Below are 18829 nucleotides of genomic sequence, written 5' to 3'. Positions count from 1 at the left end.
AATACCCCCGCGCGCTCCGGCGCGCGGGTTCCGGTTGACGCTCGCACGCCGCAAGCTATACTTCGCCCCATGTTCATGACGTCCACCAAGTTCGCCGTCTTCCTGCGCGCCTGATCCGGCGCTTCCCCGGAAGCAAGAAGCAGGGGCTCACGCCCTCCCGCCGCATGCATTGCGGCTCCGCGAACTCATGGACTTTTCAATGCCCGCTACAGCAAACACGCTCACCCAAGCGCAGATCGAATCCTTCATCACCGACGGCTTCGTCCGCATCGACGACGCCTTCCCCCGCGAACTCGCCGAGCAAGGCCGCGCCATCCTCTGGCGCGACACCGGCTGCGATCCGGACGATCCGTCCACCTGGACCAAGCCGGTGATCCGTCTCGGTGGCTATGCCGATGCGCCCTTCCGGCAAGCGGCAAACACCGAACGTCTGCACAAAGCCTACGACCAGATCGTCGGTGAAGGCCGCTGGCTCGCTCCGCAAGGTCTGGGCACTTTCCCCATCCGCTTCCCCTCGGCGGAAGCGCCGGGCGATGATGGCTGGCATATCGATGCCAGCTATATGCTGCCCACCGACGATCCCAGCGATTTCTTCTCCATCCGCGCCAACATCAAGTCGAGGGGCCGTGCCCTTCTGATGCTGTTCCTGTTCTCCGATGTGGACGAAGACGACGCCCCCACCCGCATCCGCGTGGGCTCGCATATGGATATGGCGCGCTTTCTTCTCCCTTATGGAGAAGACGGCGCCACCATGCGCCAGATGATGGCCGGCGATTTCGCCGGCACCGCCCGGTGCGAGGAGGGGCTGGCGACCGGCTCCGCCGGCACGGTCTATCTCTGCCACCCCTTCCTCGTCCACGCCGCTCAGCCCAACAGGGGCAGCCGGGTCAAGTTCATGGCCCAGCCGCCCTTGATGCCCGCGCATGATTTCGCCCCCGCACTGCCGCCTTCGCCGGTGCAGATCGCCATTCGCAGGGCGTGTAACTTGAATTTCTAATGCAGAACCGAAGCGGGAGCTTCCACGGCTTCCGCTTCGCCCATCTCGACCGCTTTCGAGATCACGGCCTCTGGCTTCCGCGCCACGAACAATCGCCCCATCACCGGCTGGCCGCCATCCTGCCGTATCACCGCCTCGGCGTCCTCGACGATCTCGAACCCGGCATCGGCCAGCGCCCGTTTGATGGCATCGCCATTGTGGGCATAGCGCAGCGAGGCTTGCAGCATCTGCTCCTCCTCGCCCGCATGGCTCTCCACCGAAAATGCGAACATCCCGCCATCGCGCAACACCCCATGCACGGCGGCAAAGATCGGCGGCAGGGCCGGGCAGTACATGAAAACGTCGGCGGCCGTCACCAGATCCGCCATCCGCCCCTCCTGCTGCAGAAACGCCAGGAGCTCCCCCTGCTCGAGGGCGTCATAAAGCCCTTTGCGCGCCGTCTCGCTCACCATGGCCGCCGAAAGGTCAACGCCGGTGAGGTGCGATACGCGCTGGCGCAACCGTTCCCCCATCAACCCGGTCCCACATCCCAGGTCGATGCCACGCGCAAACCCCTCTATCCCCGCCCGCGCCATCGCCCCCTCGATCAGTCCCGCCAGTCTGCCGGGTACCACATAGTCGAGCTTTTGCAGCAGGGCTTCTTCGAAATGGTCGGCATACTGATCGAACAGCGCCTCCACATAGGCGGCCTGAGCTTCAGGCTCCACCTCGGTGATCCCGTGCGCCGCCAGATGCATCTGTGCCCCAAGCGTGCCAGCCGGGTCGAGTTCGGCCGCCCGCTGCCAGGCCGTGATGGCGCTCCCTAGCGCTTCGGCCTTGAGGTGAAACCCGCCCGCCATCATCCATCCCGCCGCCCAGTCGGGCGCATCGGCCAGCGCCTGGTCCATCAGGTCCGCGGCGGCGGCGAAATCGCCGGCCTCGGCCAGCATCTGCGCATACTGCGCCCGGCGGTCCACGATGAGATCGCCCGAAGACAGGAAGGATGTGGTCACGATATGAGAAGCATCCGAGGACGCCGGCAGGATTGCCGGCGCGCGGGGAAATGCGCCTCGCGCCGGCAAAAATCAAGAGCCCTCGTCAGGCCGCCGCGAAAAATCTTGCCGCCGCATCGAGTGCTGCGTCGATCGCCTCGTCGCCGATATCCTTGTGCGTCACCCAGCGCTGCTGGCCATAACGCCCCGAAACGCCAATCCCTGCAGCGGCCATGTGGTCGGCAAACCGCTCACCGATGGCCGGATCGGCCCGCAAGAAGAAGATATTGGTCTGGGGCAGTTCCACATCGAGCCCATCATGGCGCGCCAGCCCTTCGGCCAGCCGCCGCGCGCGGGCATGGTCGTCGGCCAGCCGTTCGACGTTGTTCTCGAGCGCATAAAGTCCCGCCGCCGCGATGATCCCCGCCTGCCGCATGCCGCCGCCCACCATCTTGCGCAGCCGCCGCGCCTTGGCGATGAACTCCGGGCTCCCCACCAGCACCGATCCCACCGGCGCGCCGAGCCCCTTGGAAAGACACACCGAAACAGTGTCGAAGGCGGCGGCTAGGTCCTTGGCGCTGCGATTGGAGGCCACTGCCGCATTGAAAATCCGCGCGCCGTCGAGATGCGTCGCCAGCCCTGCCTGTCGGGCCAACGCCGTCGCCTCCTCCACATAGGTCTGCGGCAGCACCTTGCCGCCGATGGTGTTTTCCAGCGCCAGCAGGCGTGTCCGCGCGAAATGGATATCGTCGGGCTTGATCGCCGCCGTGATCTTGTCGAGCGGCAGCGATCCGTCCGGAGCGTTTTCGATCGGCTGTGGCTGGATCGAGCCGAGCACCGCCGCCCCGCCAGCCTCGAACTTATAGGCATGGGCCTCCTGCCCGGCGATATATTCCTCGCCGCGCTCGCAATGGCTCATCAGCGCAAGAAGGTTCGATTGCGTCCCCGAGGGCACGAACATCCCCGCCGCCTTGCCGGTCATGTCCGCGACCCTGGCTTCCAGCGCCGCGACGGTTTCATCCTCGCCATAAACATCGTCGCCCACCGGCGCTTCGGCCATTGCCGCGCGCATGGCCGCATCAGGCCGGGTTACCGTATCGGATCGGAAATCATGAACAATGGTAGCCATCGTGCCCCCGCTCAATTGGAAAACGCCGCCGATCCATACCGCTTTGCCCCGTCCCCGCCAACGGGCGGACGGACAGTTCCCTTTGTCCACCTAAATGGACGTAATACTGTAGAACGGCAGCCGATCGGCGCCTCAAAGGTCTGCAATACTGACATGTTAGACCATCAGGCGCCATGCCGCGCCCTCTACTACAGTGTTACGGCCGCCGGAATTTTTTTGAACGCCGCAAAACTCGCACCGTCTTGAATATTTCCACTGTTTCTTTTAAAAAAACGGGATCGAAATTGCGGCCGACCGATCTAGCCGTGCGTTTTTCGCGCCTGCTGACGTCCTGAACCAAGACTTCGATATACCAGGGGGGAAGGCGACTTTTCCCATTTGAGACAGCACGACGTGAAAGGGACACGCCATGGCAACCGGCACTGTCAAATGGTTCAACACTCAGAAGGGTTACGGCTTCATCCAGCCCGACGAGGGTGGGGCGGACGTTTTCGTCCACATCTCCGCCGTTCAGAATTCCGGCATGACCCAGCTCGATGAAGGCCAGAAGATTTCCTACGAGATCGTCAAGGACAAGCGCACCGGTAAATCGGCTGCCGGCAATCTTGCCGCCAGCGACTGACGGGCACCCGCCAAGAGCTTAAGCCCGGCTCATTGGTCGGGACGGATAAAGGGGCGTAGACCGAATTATCGGTTTGCGCCCTCTTCATTTGGGCACTTGCAGCCGCCTCGACGCGCCCCATATGTCCCAGGGTGCAGACAGGCGAGCCGGAGGGCGCCCCGCCGATTGAACTTGACCAGCCGGTCAGGGGCGGGCAACCTCAGGCAAGCAAGTTTCCCCGAAAGCGTGGATCGATTCCGCTGACGTGTGCTCAGCGAGGTTTTCGATTTGTGCTCGAAAGGACTTCCAGGAAAGTGACCCCACTTCGCTCGGAAGGCCGACTGCATACTGACGTAGCGTTTTACATAGGAGGGATTGGCAGAAATGGACAAGATCCCGATGACCGTGGCGGGACACGCCGCATTGATAGCAGAACTTCAGCGCCGCACCGGCGAGGATCGCCGCGCGATCATCGACGCGATTTCCGAGGCGCGCGCCCATGGCGACCTTTCGGAAAACGCCGAATATCACGCCGCCAAGGAGCAGCAGAGCCTCAACGAGGGCCGCATCATGGAGATCGAATCCATGCTGGCTATGGCCGACGTCATCGACGTCTCCAAGCTTTCCGGCTCGACCGTCAAGTTCGGTGCGACCGTCACGCTGATCGACGAGGACACCGAGGAAGAAAAGACCTACCAGATCGTGGGCGATCCCGAAGCCGACGCTTCGGCCGGCCGTATCTCGGTTTCCTCGCCCATCGCCCGCGCCCTGATCGGCAAGTCGGTCGGTGATTCGATCGAAGTCGCCGCTCCCGGCGGCGCCCGCGGCTACGAAATCCTCAAGGTCGCCTTCATCTAGGCCCCGCCGGGGCGCTACTCCAGGAGTGCCGCATCCTTAACCCTCTCCCCGCCGGGGAGAGGGTGGCCGGCAGGCCGGTGAGGGGCCGCCAAGGGCACCACACCTCTCTGCCATCGCCCCTTTGGTGCAATTTCGTCGCAGCATGGCTGGTTTTCCCCCGGCAAATGGCGTCTGCGCTTGTAACCGGGTCGGGCCGTGCCATATTTGGTGCCGAGATAAATTTGATCGGCACGACCTTCATGCACGCAAAGACTATCATCATCGGCTCGGGCCCTGCCGGCTACACCGCCGCCGTCTACGCCGCCCGCGCCATGCTTGAGCCGCTCATGATCACCGGCATGCAGCCGGGCGGGCAGCTCACCATCACCACCGATGTCGAAAACTATCCCGGCTTCGCCGATCCCATCCAGGGCCCCTGGCTCATGGAGCAGATGCGCGCCCAGGCGGTGAACATGGGCACCACGATCGAGAACGACCTGATCGTCGATGTCGATTTTTCCATCCGCCCCTTCCGGCTCACCGGCGACAGCGGCAAGACCTACACCGCCGATAGCGTCATCATCGCCACCGGCGCCCAGGCCCGCTGGCTCGGCCTTGCCACGGAAGAAAAGTTCAAGGGCTTCGGCGTCTCCGCCTGCGCCACCTGCGATGGCTTTTTCTACCGGGACAAAACGGTCCTCGTCGTCGGCGGCGGCAACACCGCCGTCGAGGAAGCCCTGTTCCTCACCAATTTCGCCTCCAAGGTGATCGTCGTTCACCGCCGCGACCAGTTCACCGCCGAAAAGGTCATGCAGCAGCGCCTGTTCAAGCACCCCAAGATCGAGGTGCGCTGGAATACAGTGCTCGACGAGGTCAAGGGCGACAACATGCCCCCCTCGGTGCGCGGCGCCGTTCTGCGCGACGTTGTGACCGACGAAAAGCACGAACTCGAGGTCGACGGAATTTTCGTCGCCATCGGTCATGCTCCTGCCACCGAAGTCTTCAACGGTAAGCTCGAAATGAAGAACGGCGGCTATATCATCACCGCTCCCGACAGCACGGCCACTTCGGTGCCGGGCGTGTTTGCGGCTGGCGATGTCACCGACGACATCTACCGCCAGGCGGTCACCGCCGCCGGCATGGGCTGCATGGCCGCGCTCGAAGCCGAGCGTTACCTCGCCGCCCACGAAATGGCCGAAGCCGCCGAATAACAGGCGACGAGGATTTTTGACTTGTAGCCGTCCGCGGAAATCCTCTCCGCGAACGGCATTCAAAGAGGGGACATCGGGGGATGCTGGATTGGGACAAGCTGCGCATATTCCATGTCGCCGCCGAGTCGGGGAGCTTTACGCATTCGGCTGAAAAGCTCGGCATGTCGCAATCGGCCGTTTCCCGCCAGATTTCCGCGCTCGAGGAAGATCTGGGCTTAAAGCTCTTCATCCGCCACGCCCGGGGCCTGGTGCTCACCGAAGTGGGTGAGCAGCTTTTCCGCACGGCCCACCGCATGGCCTGGGAGCTGCAATCGGTCCAGGCGCAGATGACCGAAAGCCAGGATGTGCCCACCGGCCCGCTCCTGGTCACCACCACCGTGGGGTTCGGCTCCACCTGGCTCACCAAGCGCATCCACGAATTCGTGACGCTCTACCCTACCATCCAGCTCGAGATCAAACTCAACGACGCCGAACTGGACCTGGCCATGCGCGAGGCCGACGTCGCCATCCGCCTGCACCGGCCCAACCAGTCCGAAATGATCCAGCGCAAGCTGTTCACGGTGCACAACCACATCTATGCGGCGGAGAGCTATCTTGAGGAGCACGGCGCGCCCCAAAGCATCGAGGATCTCGACGACCACAAGATCGTAAGCTTCGGGGAGCCCTCCCCCTCTTACCTTGGCGACGTCAACTTCCTCGAACGGATCGGCCGCCCTGACAATTCCCCGCGCCGGGCGACGCTGCGGGTCAACGCCATCTACGGCATGATGCAGGCCTGCCGGCAGGGCATCGGCATCGCCATGCTGCCCGATTATGTCACCGAGGAAGAACCCAGGCTCAAGCGCATCCTCACCGATTTGACGCTGCCCGAATACGAAACCTATTTCGTCTATCCGCCGGCCCTGAAAAGTTCCAAGCGCGTTGGCGTGTTCCGCGACTTCCTTGTCGAAAAGGCGCGCGACTGGCAGTTCTAACCTGCGGTCAAGCCAAGCACGCGCGCCGGCAGGGACCGGGATCGGCAAGAATCCCGGCCCGCTGACTTCCCTCAGGCCGCTGCCCGTTCGCCGCTGCGCCGGCGCCGGAGTTCGGGTTCAACCAGAGCCGGCGGAGCGTAATTGGCCTCGTTGGGGGCTAGGTCCATGCCGGGAGGCACGATCTCGTCGATCCGATTGAGAATCTCGTCGCTGAGCCGCACCTCGGCGCCGGCCAGAAGATCATCGAGATGCTGCATGGTTCGCGGCCCGATGATGGCCGAGGTGACCGCCGGATGGGACGTAACGAACCCAAGCGCCATGTGAATGAGCGACAATTCGTTTTCCTCGGCCAGCGCGATAAGCTGTTCGACCACCTCCAGGCTGGCTTCGTCGGAGAAGAGCTTCTTGAAGTAAGGCGCGCGCGGCGAGTCGGGCGTGGGCTGCCCCTTGCGGTATTTGCCGGTGAGCATTCCCTTCGCCAGCGGGCTCCAGACCATCACACCCATGCCGTAGCGCTGGCAGGTGGGCAGCATGTCGCGCTCGATGCCGCGATTGAGGATGGAGTAAGGCGGCTGCTCCGTGCGGAACCGGGCTAGGCCCCGGCGCTCGGACACCCATTGCGCCTCCACGATCTCCGAGACGGGAAACGTCGATGTACCGATCGCCCGGATCTTGCCGGCGCGCATCAGGTCCGTCAGTGCCGAAAGCGTCTCTTCGATGTCGGTATCCGGCGTCGGCCTGTGCACTTGGTAAAGGTCGATGTAATCGGTGCCCAGGCGACGCAGCGAATCCTCGACGGCGCGGGTGATCCAGCGGCGCGATGTTCCCTGCATGTTGGGGTCCTCGCCCATGGGACCAAAGAACTTGGTGGCCAGCACCACGTTGTCGCGCCGCCCTTTGAGCGCCTTGCCCAGGATCTCCTCGGATTCCCCGGCGCTGTAGCGGTCGGCGGTGTCGACGAAGTTGATTCCGGCATCGAGAGCCTTGTGGATGATGCGGGCGCATTCCTCATGGTCGGGGTTGCCGATCGAGCCGAACATCATGGCGCCTAGGCAATAGGGGCTGACCTTGATCCCGGTCCTGCCGAGTGGACGATATTGCATGTCATAGTCCTTTCCGAAGTGGTCAATGCCGTTCCAGCGTGCTAAACGGAACGACATTCCGATTAAATACGGAACAATGTTCCGTTTAGCAAGAGGTGCGTTCAATTTGCCTGAGCCGAAACTGGAAAAGCCGGTCCGCGCCGATGCGCGGCGCAGCGTCAACGCGTTGCTCGACGCCGCGCTGGAGGTCTTTGCGACCTCCGGCGTCGACGCGCCGGTGCGCGACATCGCGGAAAAGGCGGGCGTGGGCGTGGGCACGCTCTACAGGCACTTCCCGCAGCGGTCCGACCTGATCGTCGCGGTGTTCCGCAAGGAGGTGGACGCCTGCGCCGCCGCTGCTTCGGCCTTTGCCACCCAGTATGAGCCGGCGGAGGCGCTGGATCGCTGGCTGGAGCGGTTCATCGCGTTCGTCGCGGCCAAGCGCGGTCTGTCCGCGGCCCTGCATTCGGGCGATTCAGCCTACGAGGCCCTGCCGGCCTATCTGATGGAGCACCTTGCCCCCGCCGCGTCCGGCCTGCTCAAGGCGGCAGAAGCTGCGGGCAAAGTCCGGCCGGACGTCCAGCCGGCCGACCTCCTGATGGGGATTGCGCATCTCTGCTCGCCGGACGGCAAGGGCGGCATCACCGAAGACTCTCGACGCATGGTGAACCTGCTGATCGACGGGCTTCGCTATCGAGGCCCGAGCCAGCCCTGAGCGCCCGTGCAGGCGCAAGCATACCCTTACCCTTCCGAACGCGACACGATTCCAGCAGATCGAAAGCGCAGTCCCACCCTGCCGATTGTCGTTTTTAACTGTCGTTGGAGCCGCCCGCGGGCGTCTCCGCGGTCCGAGTAAAAAATTTTGGTAGTCGGCGGCCCGCCCTGCATACAGAATAATGCAACAAAAACAGCCACTTTGCCCTCAAGATAGGCAGAGATATGCAATAGCTGCATAGCTGGCATAACCGGAACAGGGTTGTCGCAACCCGGCTGAAACTCTACCTACCCGCCAGACATTGCGCGTCTTTCCTCCTCCCTTTGGGCGCGTTTGATGTTCCCTCCTAACGAGAAGCTTGCTTCTCGTCCTGGGCCCCGCTCTCCCCTCGAGCGGGGCTTTTTTTTACCTCGCCGACGGTCGGTGCCCACTGCTTGTGCATGGCAGTTCCCGGCACTTGCATCCAGCGCATAGCTGCCATGCCGTAAGACGACTTGAGAAGTCGTGATTAGGGTGGCATATACGCATCGTCAACGACGCGACGCGCCCTTCCTCCTCCTCCCAGGGCCCCTTGCGAGTTGGCAGCAGAGCGGGAAAGGTTCCTCCTCCTCCCTCCTTGACCGCTCCTAGGCCGTAATTCGATTCCTCCTCCCTCGAATGCGGCCGAAGGTTCAGAGGCTTCACCGAATTTCGGTGAAGCCTCTTTTCTTTTCCGGCGATATTCAAGCGTCCCGGACGCACCGGAACCGCCGCAGCCACGCCGCCTCCAACCCACTGCCTACGTTTTAATCATCGCATCCAACCTGCCTAATGCATGGCAGCTATGCGGTTTTGCGCATTGTTGCGGGGAACGAGGCAGCGCATATTGTCATTGTCGATGAGCGACGCGCCCTCTCCTCCTCCCAGGGCCCCTCGCTTTAGACGCCCGAGCGGACGATGTATCCTCCTCCCACGTCCTCCGCTCAACCCGATCCGCGCCGTCTCCTCCTCCCTCGGCCGGGTCGTAAACTGAGAGATTTGGGTTCTACCCGATCAAAGGCTCCGTCTTCCGACGGAGCCTCTTTTTTTGCTTTGCCATCGTGATTATAACTAAGGTTAGAACTTAGGAGAGCAGGTCATGACCAAGCTCAAGGTACGCTCGATCGGCAATTCCCTGGGGGTTATCCTTCCCAAGGACGCGCTATCCCAGTTGCATGTAGGCGATGGCGATACGCTGTATCTGACGACCGCCCCCGACGGCGCGATGCGCCTTACCGCATATGATCCCCAGTTCGAAGATCAGATGCAGGCAGCGCGCAAGGGTATGGCCAAATACCGCAACGCCTTGCGCGAACTGGCGAAATGATCGAGCCGCAATGGCTCTCCCCACGTGCGCTGTTGGCGATGCATGACGAGACGCTGGCAGCCCATGGCGGGCTTCCTGGCCTGCGCGACCCGGGAGCGCTGGATTCAGCGCTCTCCCGCGCCCCCAATCTCTTCGAGTACGATCAGGGCGACCTGTTTGACCTCGCCGCAGCCTATGCCGGGGGCATCGTCAAAAATCACCCTTTCGCCGACGGCAACAAGCGTGCGGCGTTTTTGGCGTCCTATGTTTTTCTCACCATCAACGGCTATGAGCTTGAAGCGTCCGAACCCGATGTCGTGGTGACTGTCTTCGCGCTCGCGGCTGGCGAGCTTTCCGAAGAAAGCTTCGCCGCCTGGTTGCGCGCTCATGCCGTCAAGATGAGCTGAGCCCCGCGCAGAACGCCTCGATCCGGTCCATCGCCTTGGCGAGTTCGTCGTCCGAGGCCGCATAAGAAATGCGGAAGTGCCCCGCCAGGCCGAAGGCCGAGCCGTGCACCAGCGCGACGCCGTTCTCCTCGAGCAGCGCCATCACCAAATCCTCGTCGGTCGCAAGCGTCCGTCCGCCGGCGCTGGTCTTGCCCAGCAGCCCCTTGCATGAGGGAAATACATAGAACGCCCCCTCCGGCACCAGGCATTCGATGCCCTCGAGCGCATTGAGCCGGCCCACCACATAGTCGCGCCGCTTCTGGAAGGTGTCCCGCCAGTCCGCGAGGAAGCCCTGCGGTCCGTTGAGCGCTTCCACCGCAGCCCATTGCGAAATCGAGGGCGGATTGGTCGTCGACTGCCCCTGCAGCTTGAGCATCGCCTTGAGGATTTCCCTCGGCCCCGTGCAATAACCGATCCGCCATCCGGTCATGGCGTGCGATTTGGACACCCCGTTCATCGTCACCGTCCGCCCCATGAGTCCGGGCTCGACCTGCGCGATCGTCGCGAACTCGCGCCCGTCATAGACCAGCACCTCATAGATGTCGTCGGTCAGCACGTGGACGTGGCTGTGCCGCATCAGCACCTCGGCCAGACCCTTGAGTTCATCCGCCGTATAGGCCGCGCCGGACGGATTGGATGGCGTATTGAGGATCAGCCATTTGGTCCGCTCCGAGATCGCCGCTTCCAGCGCCTCGGGCGTCAATTTGAAGCCCGTCTCCTGGCTGGCCTGCGCGAACACCGGCTCGGCCCCCGCCAGCCGCACGATCTCGGGATAGCTCACCCAATAGGGCACCGGCACCACAACCTCGTCGCCGGGATTGAGCGTCGCCATCAGTGCATTGAAGATGATCTGCTTGCCGCCGGCCGAAACAAAGCAATCCTCCGCCGTGACATCGAGTCCGTTGTCGCGCCTGAACTTGGCGGCAACCGCCTCTTTGAGCTCGGCGATCCCGTCGACATTGGTATAGCGCGTCTCCCCCCGCTCGATCGCCGCGATCCCCGCCTTGCGCACATGCTCGGGTGTATCGAAATCGGGTTCGCCCGCCGAAAGCGCGATGACGTCCTTGCCCGCCTGCGCCATCTGCCGCGCCAGTTGGCTGATCCCGACCGTTGCCGAAGGTTGCACGCGCGAAAGCGCATCGGAGATGAGTCCCATTTCGTCCTCTGCTGGGCTGGTCAAACCTCAAAGCTATAGCCGCCCTCCGCTCCGCCCGCCATCGGTTTGAGCATTTGCGCGCCCGCATCATCCGAAAGTCGACCATTTCCCCCGCTTGTGCGTTAGATTGTCGCAAGGCAAGCTCATTGCACAAGCTTGAGGAGATGACCGCAATGTTTGTTGAATCGATCCTGGCCACCAAGGGCTCTTCGGTCGTGACCGTTCCCTCGCACACCACCATCGGCGATCTCATCGCCGAACTGGCCCGGCACAATATCGGCGCCGTCGTCGTGCTCGATGAGGGCAAGGTGAGCGGCATCATTTCCGAGCGCGACATCGTCCGCCATCTGGCCGGCAGCGCCGAGGGCTTCCGCTCCAAGCCGGTTTCCACCCTCATGACCCGCTCGCCCCAGACCTGCTCCCGGTCCGATACCCTTGAAGACGTGATGAACAAGATGACCCGCGGCCGCTTCCGCCACCTGCCGGTCGTCGAGAACGGCGAACTCGTCGGCATCATCTCCATCGGCGACGTGGTCAAGCGCAAGATCGAGGAAGTCGAACACGAAGCCGGCGTGCTCCGCGAATATATCGCGAGCTGATCGCACACCGCCTCCGCCCGCCACAGCCCTCCACAAACACCTCACCAGATCACCACCGCCAACCCCAAGAGCCCCCCTTTCCCCTTGAGGGAGAGGGGCCGGGCGTGAGGGGGTGCGCTGAGCTTCAACAACCAACGAGGTGCGTGCTAAACTTCAGCACCCTCATCCGACCTTTCGCGGCCACCTTCCCCAAGGAGAGCCAGAACTGGGATAACCGCAAGCGAAGCGTTTCTGGCTGGTCTCTGACCATGCCCCAAGAGCCCCCTTCTCCCCCGGTGGAGAAGGGCCGGGGATGAGGGGGCTCAGCATATCAACGGCCACCGGTATGGTGTTGAACCTCAGCACCCCTCATCCGACCACTATACAGCCACCTTCTCCCACCCACGGAAGAAGAGGCAAAACACTACAATGAGTGCCCCCTCCACAAACGCGCCAGCCAAAGCACCACCGCCAACCCCAGGAGCCCCCCTCTCCCCTTGAGGGAGAGGGGTCGGGGGTGAGGGGTGCGCTGAGCTTCAACGGCAAGCGACGCGCGCAGAAACCCCAGGCCCTCTCATCCGCAAACTCCTCAGCAAGACCGAGGTAGTCTAAAGCAGCGCCTCAGCAAAAACCCCACCGCCCGCCCTATGAGCCCCCTCTCCCTGGTGGGAGAAGGGCCGGGGGTGAGGGGGTACTGAGCTTCAACAGCCAAGGAGGTGGCGTGCGGAACCTCAGCGCCCCCTCATCCGGCCACTGTGCGGCCACCGTCTCCCACCAGGGGAGAAGGTAGAAGAGGCAGAAACCCTACAACGAGAGCCTCTCCACAAACGCCTCGACAAAAAACCACCGCCCGCCCCGAGAGCCCCCCTCGCCCCTGGTGGGAGAGGGGTCGGGGGGTGAGGGGGGCGCATCGGCTAGCCGATGCGGCGGCGCAAGCCGCTCCTTGTTCCACATCGCCAAACCGGCTATTTCCATCCTGCCCGCAACGCATAAATTCCCCATGTCCCGCCCCATCGCGCTTAGCTGTCTGCTGCTTGCCACCGCCATCTGGGGCTTTGCCTTCATTGCGCAAAAAACCGCGATGGACGTCATGGGCCCGCTCACCTTCACCGGTTCGCGCTTCCTGCTCGGCGGTCTGTTGGTCCTGCCTTTCGCCCTGCGCGAAAACGCTCGCCAGCCCGAAAAGCTCGATCGCCGCCAATGGGCGCTGATCGGCTTTCTGAGCCTCAACTTCTTCATGGGCGCGCTGCTGCAGCAATTGGGGCTGCAGTTCACCACCGTCACCAATTCGGGCTTCCTCACCGGTCTTTACGTGCTCTTCGTACCGGTCATCCTGCTGGTCGTTTTCCGCCAGCCGCCCCACAAGGTCATCTGGGTGGGCATGCCCTTGGCGCTGATCGGATTGTTCCTTCTCAACGGCGCGCGCCTCGATCGCCTCAACACCGGCGATAGCCTTGTGATCGCCAGCGCCGTCTTCTGGGCATTGCACGTTCTTTTGCTTGGCTATCTCGCCATCGAGACCAGACGCCCGATCTTCATCTCCGCCGTCAGTTTCCTTGCCGCCGGCGTGCTCGGGCTTTCAGGCGCCTTGGCGTTCGAAACGCCCACGCTTTCGGCGCTCACGGCGGGCTGGGTGGAAATCCTTTATGCCGGCGCACTCTCCACCGCCGTGGGCTTCACGCTCCAGGCCATCGGCCAGCAGCACGTCCCGCCGGCCAACGCAGCCATCATCCTTTCGGCCGAAAGCCTCTTTGCCGCTCTGGGTGGCGCGCTGATCCTGGGCGAACGCCTCGATGCCCTGGGCTATGTCGGCGTCGCCATGATCTTTGCGGCCGTATTCCTCGTCGAGCTCCTGCCCAACCTGCGGCGCAAACCGGTTACTCAACCCGGTTGAGGCTGATGTCCTCGCACAAGACGAATAGGGCGCAAGCGCTCAACTCCATCGTGTCGTTGCCCGTCTGGACCACCGTGCCGCCGATATTGAACCCTTCCAGAGTCACGGTGCCCTCCCAGCGGTTCATCGCCACGTGGCGCGCATTCTTGAACATGTAGGTGTTGAGATACCGCGTGTTGCGCGCGTCCTGCTTATCCTCCTGGATCCAGATCAGCTCCGCGCACAACCGGTCGCCATTCTCGCCACAGAACGTGAATTCGTAGCGCGATTCCTTGTTGTCGGGCTCCCAGATCCCGATCGGGTTGAACTGTTCGGCCATCGCAGGCCCGGCGGCCAGCAGGGCCAGGCAAAGTGCGATCGGCTTGAGAACGGCTTTGAGCGCCATGACATACACTCCGCGATTGGGGATGACGGGCGCACAGTATCGATCCACCCGATGAACCCGGCATGAACCGCAGCGCCCTTGTGATTCGCGTCATATCACCGTCATGCGACAAGATTACGGTGTCTTTATCCGGCTCTACCCCAGCCGGTGCCCCGGGCCGATGTCCCAATGCCGGCCCCACTCGGTCGCCCACTTTGGCGGCCTTTTTCTTTTCCTGTGGATCGTTGTCGCGAACCGCTCCGCCTTCGGCCTCGCCACGGGCTACAAAGTCCCTTCACACGCGATCGGGACAGCCTTGGCCAAGCTCTACTTCTCCTACGCCGCCATGAATGCCGGCAAGTCCACCCTGCTGCTGCAGGCGTCTTACAATTACCGCGAGCGCGGCATGGATACGCTGCTGTTCACCGCTGCCCTGGACGACCGGGCCGGGCGCGGCGTCATCGCCTCGCGCATAGGCGTGTCCTGCGAGGCGCAGCTCTTCACCGCCCGGGACAATCTGTTCGCGATCGTCGAAACCGCCCACGCCCACACGCCCTATAGCTGCATCTTCGTGGACGAAGCCCAGTTCCTTACGCCCGATCAGGTCTGGCAACTCGCCCGCGTCGCCGATCGGCTCAATATTCCCGTGATGTGCTATGGCCTGCGCACCGATTTCCAGGGCAAGCTGTTTCCCGGCTCATCCGAACTTCTGGCCATCGCCGACACGCTGCGCGAAGTGCGCACCATTTGCCATTGCGGCGCCAAGGCCACCATGGTGGTCCGCCTCGGCCCCGACGGCCAGCCGCTCCTCGAAGGCGACCAGGTCGACATCGGCGGCAACGACAAATATATCTCCCTGTGCCGCCGCCATTGGGAAGAAACCGTGGGCCGCTGGCCGAAAACCCTGGGATAAGAACCAATGAGCGACAAAATCGAACCCCGCGGCGCCCTGACCATCCGCACCATGCCCATGCCCGCCGACACCAACGCCGCCGGCGATATTTTCGGCGGCTGGCTCATGAGCCAGATGGACATCGCGGGTGCCATCGCCGCAGTCGAACATGTGGGCGGGCGCGTTGCCACCGTCGCTGTCGAGGCCATGACCTTCATCGCCCCGGTCAGGGTTGGGGACGTGCTGTGCGTCTACACCTGGATCGACCGGATCGGCACCACCTCGATCAAGGTGGGCATGGAAGCCTGGACCAAGTCCCGCGCCACCCCGGACCGCACCAAGGTCACCGAAGGCCATTTCATCTATGTGGCCCTGACCGACGACGGCAAAAAGCGCGTCATCGGCCAAACCGCCATAGCTTAATTCCGGCACCCTACATGTGCGCCAATTCTTCGCCCAGGATCTGCTGAACCAGGCGAATGCGGGGGCTCCCCTCCAGCCCCCGATGCGTGACCAGCCATATGGGAACCTTGATCTCGAGCAAATCGGCCGGCAGTCGTGTCACCCCGCCGGTGCGGTCGGCCACCTCGCGCAGCATGGGGGCGATGCCAAGGCCGCGCTGTACCATCTGCCAGACGGCGAGTCCGGAGTTCGAAAGTATCCGGAAGTCGGATGCGTTGACGGGGAGGCCGACCCCGGTCAGATAGTCGGCGAGACTGGCCGGGTCCTCGATGCTGATAATGTGGGAACGCACCAGTTCATCGGGCGTGCGCGGCATGCCGTTGCACGAGATCCATTCCTCGGACGCATAGAAATAGGCGTAGGTATCGCGCAGGTGCTGCCCCACCAGTCCCTCCCGGTCCGGCGCGACGTGACGCACCGCGATATCGGCCTCGCGGCGGTGAAGATCGCTCAGATCGTTGGAGGCCAGGACCATCACGGTAAGCTGGGGCGCTTCTCGCCTGATGCGGGCGACGATTTCAGGCATGAGATAGGCGGCGAACGTATCGGTCACCGAAATGCTCACCTTTCCACTGATCGCCTTGGCGTCGCCGCTCGCCGACAGCAGGAACGCATCGGCGGCGTCGCCCATGAGCTGGACATGCTCGAGCAGCCCGCTTCCCGCCGATGTCAGATACAGCCTGCGGCCGATCCGCTCGAACAATACGAGGTCGAGATCGGCCTCGAGCGCAATGATCTGGCGCGACAGCGTGGGCTGGGTGAGATTGAGGTGGCGCGCCGCGGCGGACAGCGACCCCAGAGTGGCGGTCGCATGAAAGGCGCGCAACAGATTCCAGTCCAGCTTTCTCATTCATCTATGTATATGTATCGTGCGAAATTAGGCAATTGCCGCGCCAAATGCATATGCTAACGTCACCGGAAACGGTCGGAGGGCATTCTCGTGACGACAGCTTCTGATGCACGCTTCTGGGATAAAACCGCCAGGCGGTACGCGGCATCGGCGATTTCCGACATGCCCGGATATGAACGCACGCTCGAGCGCACGCGCAGCTTCCTTGAGCCCGGTCATCAGGTGTTGGAACTCGGCTGCGGCACGGGGACAACCGCGCTGCATCTGGCGGGCGCCGTCGCGGCCTACACCGCGACCGACATCTCGGCCCAAATGATTGCCATCGCCGAGGACAAGCTGCGCCGCAACCCGGTCGCCAGCTTGAACTTTCGCGTGGCGACCGCCGAGGAGATGGCCTCTAGGGGCCGCCAGTTCGACGTCGTCCTGGGCTTCAACTATCTCCATCTTGTCCAGGATCCCAAATCCACCCTGCGCGCGATCGATCGGCTGCTGAAGCCGCAGGGCTTGTTCATCTCCAAAACGCCGTGTGTGGGGGAAATGAACCTGCTGATCCGGCGTTTCCTGCTGCCGGCCATGCGCGCCGTCGGCAAGGCGCCGCATGTCTCGGTTTTCAACGCTCGCCAGCTCATGGAGCTGATTGCCGATGAAGGTTTCACGGTGCTGGCAAAGGAAAATCATGCCAGCAAAGGCCGCGATTTCCGGCCCTTCGTGGTCGCCTCGAAACCGTGACCTGAACAGCGCCCCCTCCCTGCCCACAATGTTCATTCCCGGTTCACTGCCAATTGGCTAATTCCTTGTTCATGAGGAATGATCTGGTCACCGACCGGTCGTCCGGTGGAACCAAAGGGCAAGCTTGACGATTTTTCGCCACAAAGCCCCAATCTCTCGGAGGGAGAGCGACATGAACTTGCGTAAACTCGCGGCTGCGGCGGCTTTGGCGCTCGCCGGCATTCTGACAACCGTCTCCGGCGCCTTCGCCTATGAAGCCTACGCCACCACCGCGCTCAACGTGCGCACCGGTCCGGGCACCAATTACCCCGTGATCGCCGCCCTTTCGGCCAATCAGGTGGTCGAGGTCGGGCAGTGCAGTGGAAGCTGGTGCCAGGTGACGGCGACCAACATTCGCGGTTGGGCGTCTTCCAATTATCTCCGCCGCATCCAGTCTTCCGGTCCGTCGCGCCCCCTTCCCGGCCGTGACGACGACGTAGGGTTCACCATCAACACCCCCAATTTCAGCTTCTCGATCGGCACCGGCCGCCCAGGGTCCGGCCCGGCCCCCACCGGCCGCGTCTGCTTCTATGAGGAGTTCAACTACAATGGCCGCAGCTTCTGCGTGACCGGCCGCGACAACGAACGCTATCTGGGCAATTTCTGGAGCGATCGCATCCGTTCCGCTCAGGTGCAGGGCAATATCGCCGCCACCGTCTGCACCGGCGCCGACTTTTCGGGCCGCTGCGCGGTGATCGACCGGTCGGTCCGCAATCTGGGCATGCTCTCGGACAACATCTCGTCCTACTATCTCGATCGCCGCTAAAGCCCGATCTTCAGCCCTGCAAAAAGCCGCCCACCCAGGGCGGCTTTTTCATGTCCGGCACGGAAACAGCCGGGTGTTGCCATATCATCACGGTTCCGGACGAATCGACGCAGATTCCGCCGTGCCGCCTTTTCGTCTGATTCGGTCCCATTTCTGGTCACATCTTCGTGTAGAACCCGAATTTGTCGCCAAACAAAAACGGGTCAGGACCGTATGAAAATCATCAAGCCTGCAGTGCTGTGCACAGCACTCCTACTTGGAACTTTCCCCCTCACCACCGCCCTTCACGCACAAGACACGGTCGCTGTCGTGCAAACCCTGACGGGCACCGCCTCTTGGTACGGCGGCAAGTTCCACGGCAGAAGAACCGCCAATGGGGAAACCTACAACCAGAACGCGCTGACAGCGGCCCACCGCTACCTCCCCTTCGGAACGGAAGTCGTGGTCACCAATCAGAACAACGGCGAAAGCGTCGTGGTTCGCATCAATGATCGTGGTCCCTTCACCGGCGGCCGCATCATCGACCTTTCGCGCCAGGCCGCCAGCGAAATCGGCATGATCAATTCGGGCACCGCCCGGGTCACCGTCGAGGTTATCGGCTAAACCAGGGTTTCTGCACACGGCTCAAAAAGGCGCTCCCGGCCCGGCCTGGAGCGCCTTTTTCGTGCGCGGCGATAGCCGCTTTCCACAGGACCGCCGCCGCTGAAACCGAAAATTTACTGTTAATTTGAGTTTCCCCCACAACCCCCGGTTAACCGCGCATACTCGGTTCCAGTCGGTCGAGGGCGCGGTTCCTGAAGCGTTTTTCGCCG

Annotated in this window: 21 protein-coding genes; 15 read left to right on the top strand and 6 right to left on the bottom strand. The window is 62.8% G+C overall.

Features of this window, described 5'->3' with window-relative positions:
* The first annotated feature begins 199 nt into the window (after window positions 1-199).
* Window positions 200-997 carry a phytanoyl-CoA dioxygenase family protein gene (locus NO934_RS13205; protein WP_309160430.1) on the top strand — a complete coding sequence of 266 codons (798 nt, stop codon included), beginning with the start codon at window positions 200-202 and terminating at the stop codon, window positions 995-997.
* Here NO934_RS13205 and NO934_RS13200 read toward each other — a convergent pair.
* Complete coding sequence (locus NO934_RS13200) at window positions 994-1989, bottom strand: methyltransferase domain-containing protein (protein WP_309160429.1); 996 nt, start codon at window positions 1987-1989, stop codon at window positions 994-996. The genes NO934_RS13205 and NO934_RS13200 overlap by 4 nt on opposite strands.
* Window positions 1990-2074: 85 nt before the next feature.
* On the bottom strand, window positions 2075-3097 hold the full coding sequence (gene ltaE / locus NO934_RS13195) for a low-specificity L-threonine aldolase (protein WP_309160428.1): 1023 nt from the start codon (window positions 3095-3097) through the stop codon (window positions 2075-2077).
* 409 nt (window positions 3098-3506) lie between these two features.
* Here ltaE and NO934_RS13190 point away from each other — a divergent pair, with 409 nt between their 5' ends.
* The 4 genes from NO934_RS13190 (at window position 3507) to NO934_RS13175 (ending at window position 6720) form a co-directional block, all read left to right on the top strand.
* Window positions 3507-3719 carry a cold-shock protein gene (locus tag NO934_RS13190; RefSeq protein WP_309160427.1) on the top strand — a complete coding sequence of 71 codons (213 nt, stop codon included), beginning with the start codon at window positions 3507-3509 and terminating at the stop codon, window positions 3717-3719.
* Between the two features lie 363 nt (window positions 3720-4082).
* Window positions 4083-4556, top strand: coding sequence for a transcription elongation factor GreA (gene greA / locus NO934_RS13185; protein ID WP_309160426.1), 474 nt, complete (start codon window positions 4083-4085; stop codon window positions 4554-4556).
* A 239-nt stretch (window positions 4557-4795) separates the two neighbouring features.
* The gene (gene trxB / locus NO934_RS13180) at window positions 4796-5746 is read left to right on the top strand and encodes a thioredoxin-disulfide reductase (RefSeq protein ID WP_309160425.1); all 951 of its coding nucleotides are present in this window, start codon (window positions 4796-4798) and stop codon (window positions 5744-5746) included.
* Between the two features lie 80 nt (window positions 5747-5826).
* Window positions 5827-6720, top strand: coding sequence for a LysR family transcriptional regulator (locus NO934_RS13175; RefSeq protein WP_309160424.1), 894 nt, complete (start codon window positions 5827-5829; stop codon window positions 6718-6720).
* Between the two features lie 71 nt (window positions 6721-6791).
* On the opposite strand, the gene NO934_RS13170 is transcribed toward NO934_RS13175, so the two are convergent.
* A complete protein-coding gene (locus tag NO934_RS13170; protein ID WP_309160423.1) occupies window positions 6792-7823 on the bottom strand; it encodes an aldo/keto reductase in 1032 nt (343 codons plus the stop codon).
* 76 nt (window positions 7824-7899) lie between these two features.
* Here NO934_RS13170 and NO934_RS13165 point away from each other — a divergent pair, with 76 nt between their 5' ends.
* From NO934_RS13165 to NO934_RS13155, 3 genes are all read left to right on the top strand, one after another.
* A complete protein-coding gene (locus NO934_RS13165) occupies window positions 7900-8517 on the top strand; it encodes a helix-turn-helix domain-containing protein (RefSeq protein WP_309163730.1) in 618 nt (205 codons plus the stop codon).
* Window positions 8518-9634: 1117 nt separating this feature from the next.
* Window positions 9635-9862: an AbrB/MazE/SpoVT family DNA-binding domain-containing protein gene (locus NO934_RS13160; protein WP_309160422.1), complete on the top strand. Its 228-nt coding sequence runs from the start codon at window positions 9635-9637 to the stop codon at window positions 9860-9862.
* Window positions 9859-10248 carry a type II toxin-antitoxin system death-on-curing family toxin gene (locus NO934_RS13155; RefSeq protein ID WP_309160421.1) on the top strand — a complete coding sequence of 130 codons (390 nt, stop codon included), beginning with the start codon at window positions 9859-9861 and terminating at the stop codon, window positions 10246-10248. The genes NO934_RS13160 and NO934_RS13155 overlap by 4 nt, the downstream gene beginning before the upstream one ends.
* Here the strand turns inward: NO934_RS13155 and NO934_RS13150 are convergent.
* Entirely contained in the window at window positions 10235-11443 is a 1209-nt protein-coding gene (locus tag NO934_RS13150; RefSeq protein ID WP_309160420.1) for a pyridoxal phosphate-dependent aminotransferase, read from the bottom strand. The genes NO934_RS13155 and NO934_RS13150 overlap by 14 nt on opposite strands.
* Before the next feature lie 173 nt (window positions 11444-11616).
* On the opposite strand from NO934_RS13150, the gene NO934_RS13145 reads away from it, so the two are divergent.
* Window positions 11617-12042: a CBS domain-containing protein gene (locus NO934_RS13145; RefSeq protein WP_309160419.1), complete on the top strand. Its 426-nt coding sequence runs from the start codon at window positions 11617-11619 to the stop codon at window positions 12040-12042.
* A 979-nt stretch (window positions 12043-13021) separates the two neighbouring features.
* Complete coding sequence (locus NO934_RS13140) at window positions 13022-13915, top strand: DMT family transporter (RefSeq protein WP_309160418.1); 894 nt, start codon at window positions 13022-13024, stop codon at window positions 13913-13915.
* On the opposite strand, the gene NO934_RS13135 is transcribed toward NO934_RS13140, so the two are convergent.
* Window positions 13899-14300 carry a hypothetical protein gene (locus NO934_RS13135; protein WP_309160417.1) on the bottom strand — a complete coding sequence of 134 codons (402 nt, stop codon included), beginning with the start codon at window positions 14298-14300 and terminating at the stop codon, window positions 13899-13901. The genes NO934_RS13140 and NO934_RS13135 overlap by 17 nt on opposite strands.
* 295 nt (window positions 14301-14595) lie before the next feature.
* On the opposite strand from NO934_RS13135, the gene NO934_RS13130 reads away from it, so the two are divergent.
* Together NO934_RS13130 and NO934_RS13125 are read left to right on the top strand one after the other, a co-directional pair.
* The gene (locus NO934_RS13130) at window positions 14596-15192 is read left to right on the top strand and encodes a thymidine kinase (protein WP_309160416.1); all 597 of its coding nucleotides are present in this window, start codon (window positions 14596-14598) and stop codon (window positions 15190-15192) included.
* Window positions 15193-15198: 6 nt separating this feature from the next.
* On the top strand, window positions 15199-15594 hold the full coding sequence (locus NO934_RS13125) for an acyl-CoA thioesterase (protein ID WP_309160415.1): 396 nt from the start codon (window positions 15199-15201) through the stop codon (window positions 15592-15594).
* A gap of 10 nt (window positions 15595-15604) precedes the next feature.
* Here the strand turns inward: NO934_RS13125 and NO934_RS13120 are convergent, their stop codons facing one another.
* Window positions 15605-16483 carry a LysR family transcriptional regulator gene (locus NO934_RS13120; RefSeq protein ID WP_309160414.1) on the bottom strand — a complete coding sequence of 293 codons (879 nt, stop codon included), beginning with the start codon at window positions 16481-16483 and terminating at the stop codon, window positions 15605-15607.
* Between the two features lie 162 nt (window positions 16484-16645).
* Between NO934_RS13120 and NO934_RS13115 the strand changes: the two genes are divergently transcribed.
* The 3 genes from NO934_RS13115 (at window position 16646) to NO934_RS13105 (ending at window position 18620) form a co-directional block, all read left to right on the top strand.
* Window positions 16646-17212: a class I SAM-dependent methyltransferase gene (locus NO934_RS13115; protein WP_309163729.1), complete on the top strand. Its 567-nt coding sequence runs from the start codon at window positions 16646-16648 to the stop codon at window positions 17210-17212.
* 172 nt (window positions 17213-17384) lie between these two features.
* Window positions 17385-18017, top strand: a complete 633-nt coding sequence (locus NO934_RS13110) for a peptidase inhibitor family I36 protein (protein WP_309160413.1) — start codon at window positions 17385-17387, stop codon at window positions 18015-18017.
* 213 nt (window positions 18018-18230) lie between these two features.
* Window positions 18231-18620: a septal ring lytic transglycosylase RlpA family protein gene (locus tag NO934_RS13105; RefSeq protein WP_309160412.1), complete on the top strand. Its 390-nt coding sequence runs from the start codon at window positions 18231-18233 to the stop codon at window positions 18618-18620.
* The last annotated feature ends 209 nt before the right edge of the window (window positions 18621-18829 follow it).

This window comes from Pelagibacterium sp. H642 (assembly GCF_031202855.1).
Taxonomy (GTDB): Bacteria; Pseudomonadota; Alphaproteobacteria; order Rhizobiales; family Devosiaceae; genus Pelagibacterium.
The sequence above is the reverse complement of the archived record's forward strand: the minus strand, read 5'-3'. Positions and strand labels throughout refer to the sequence as shown.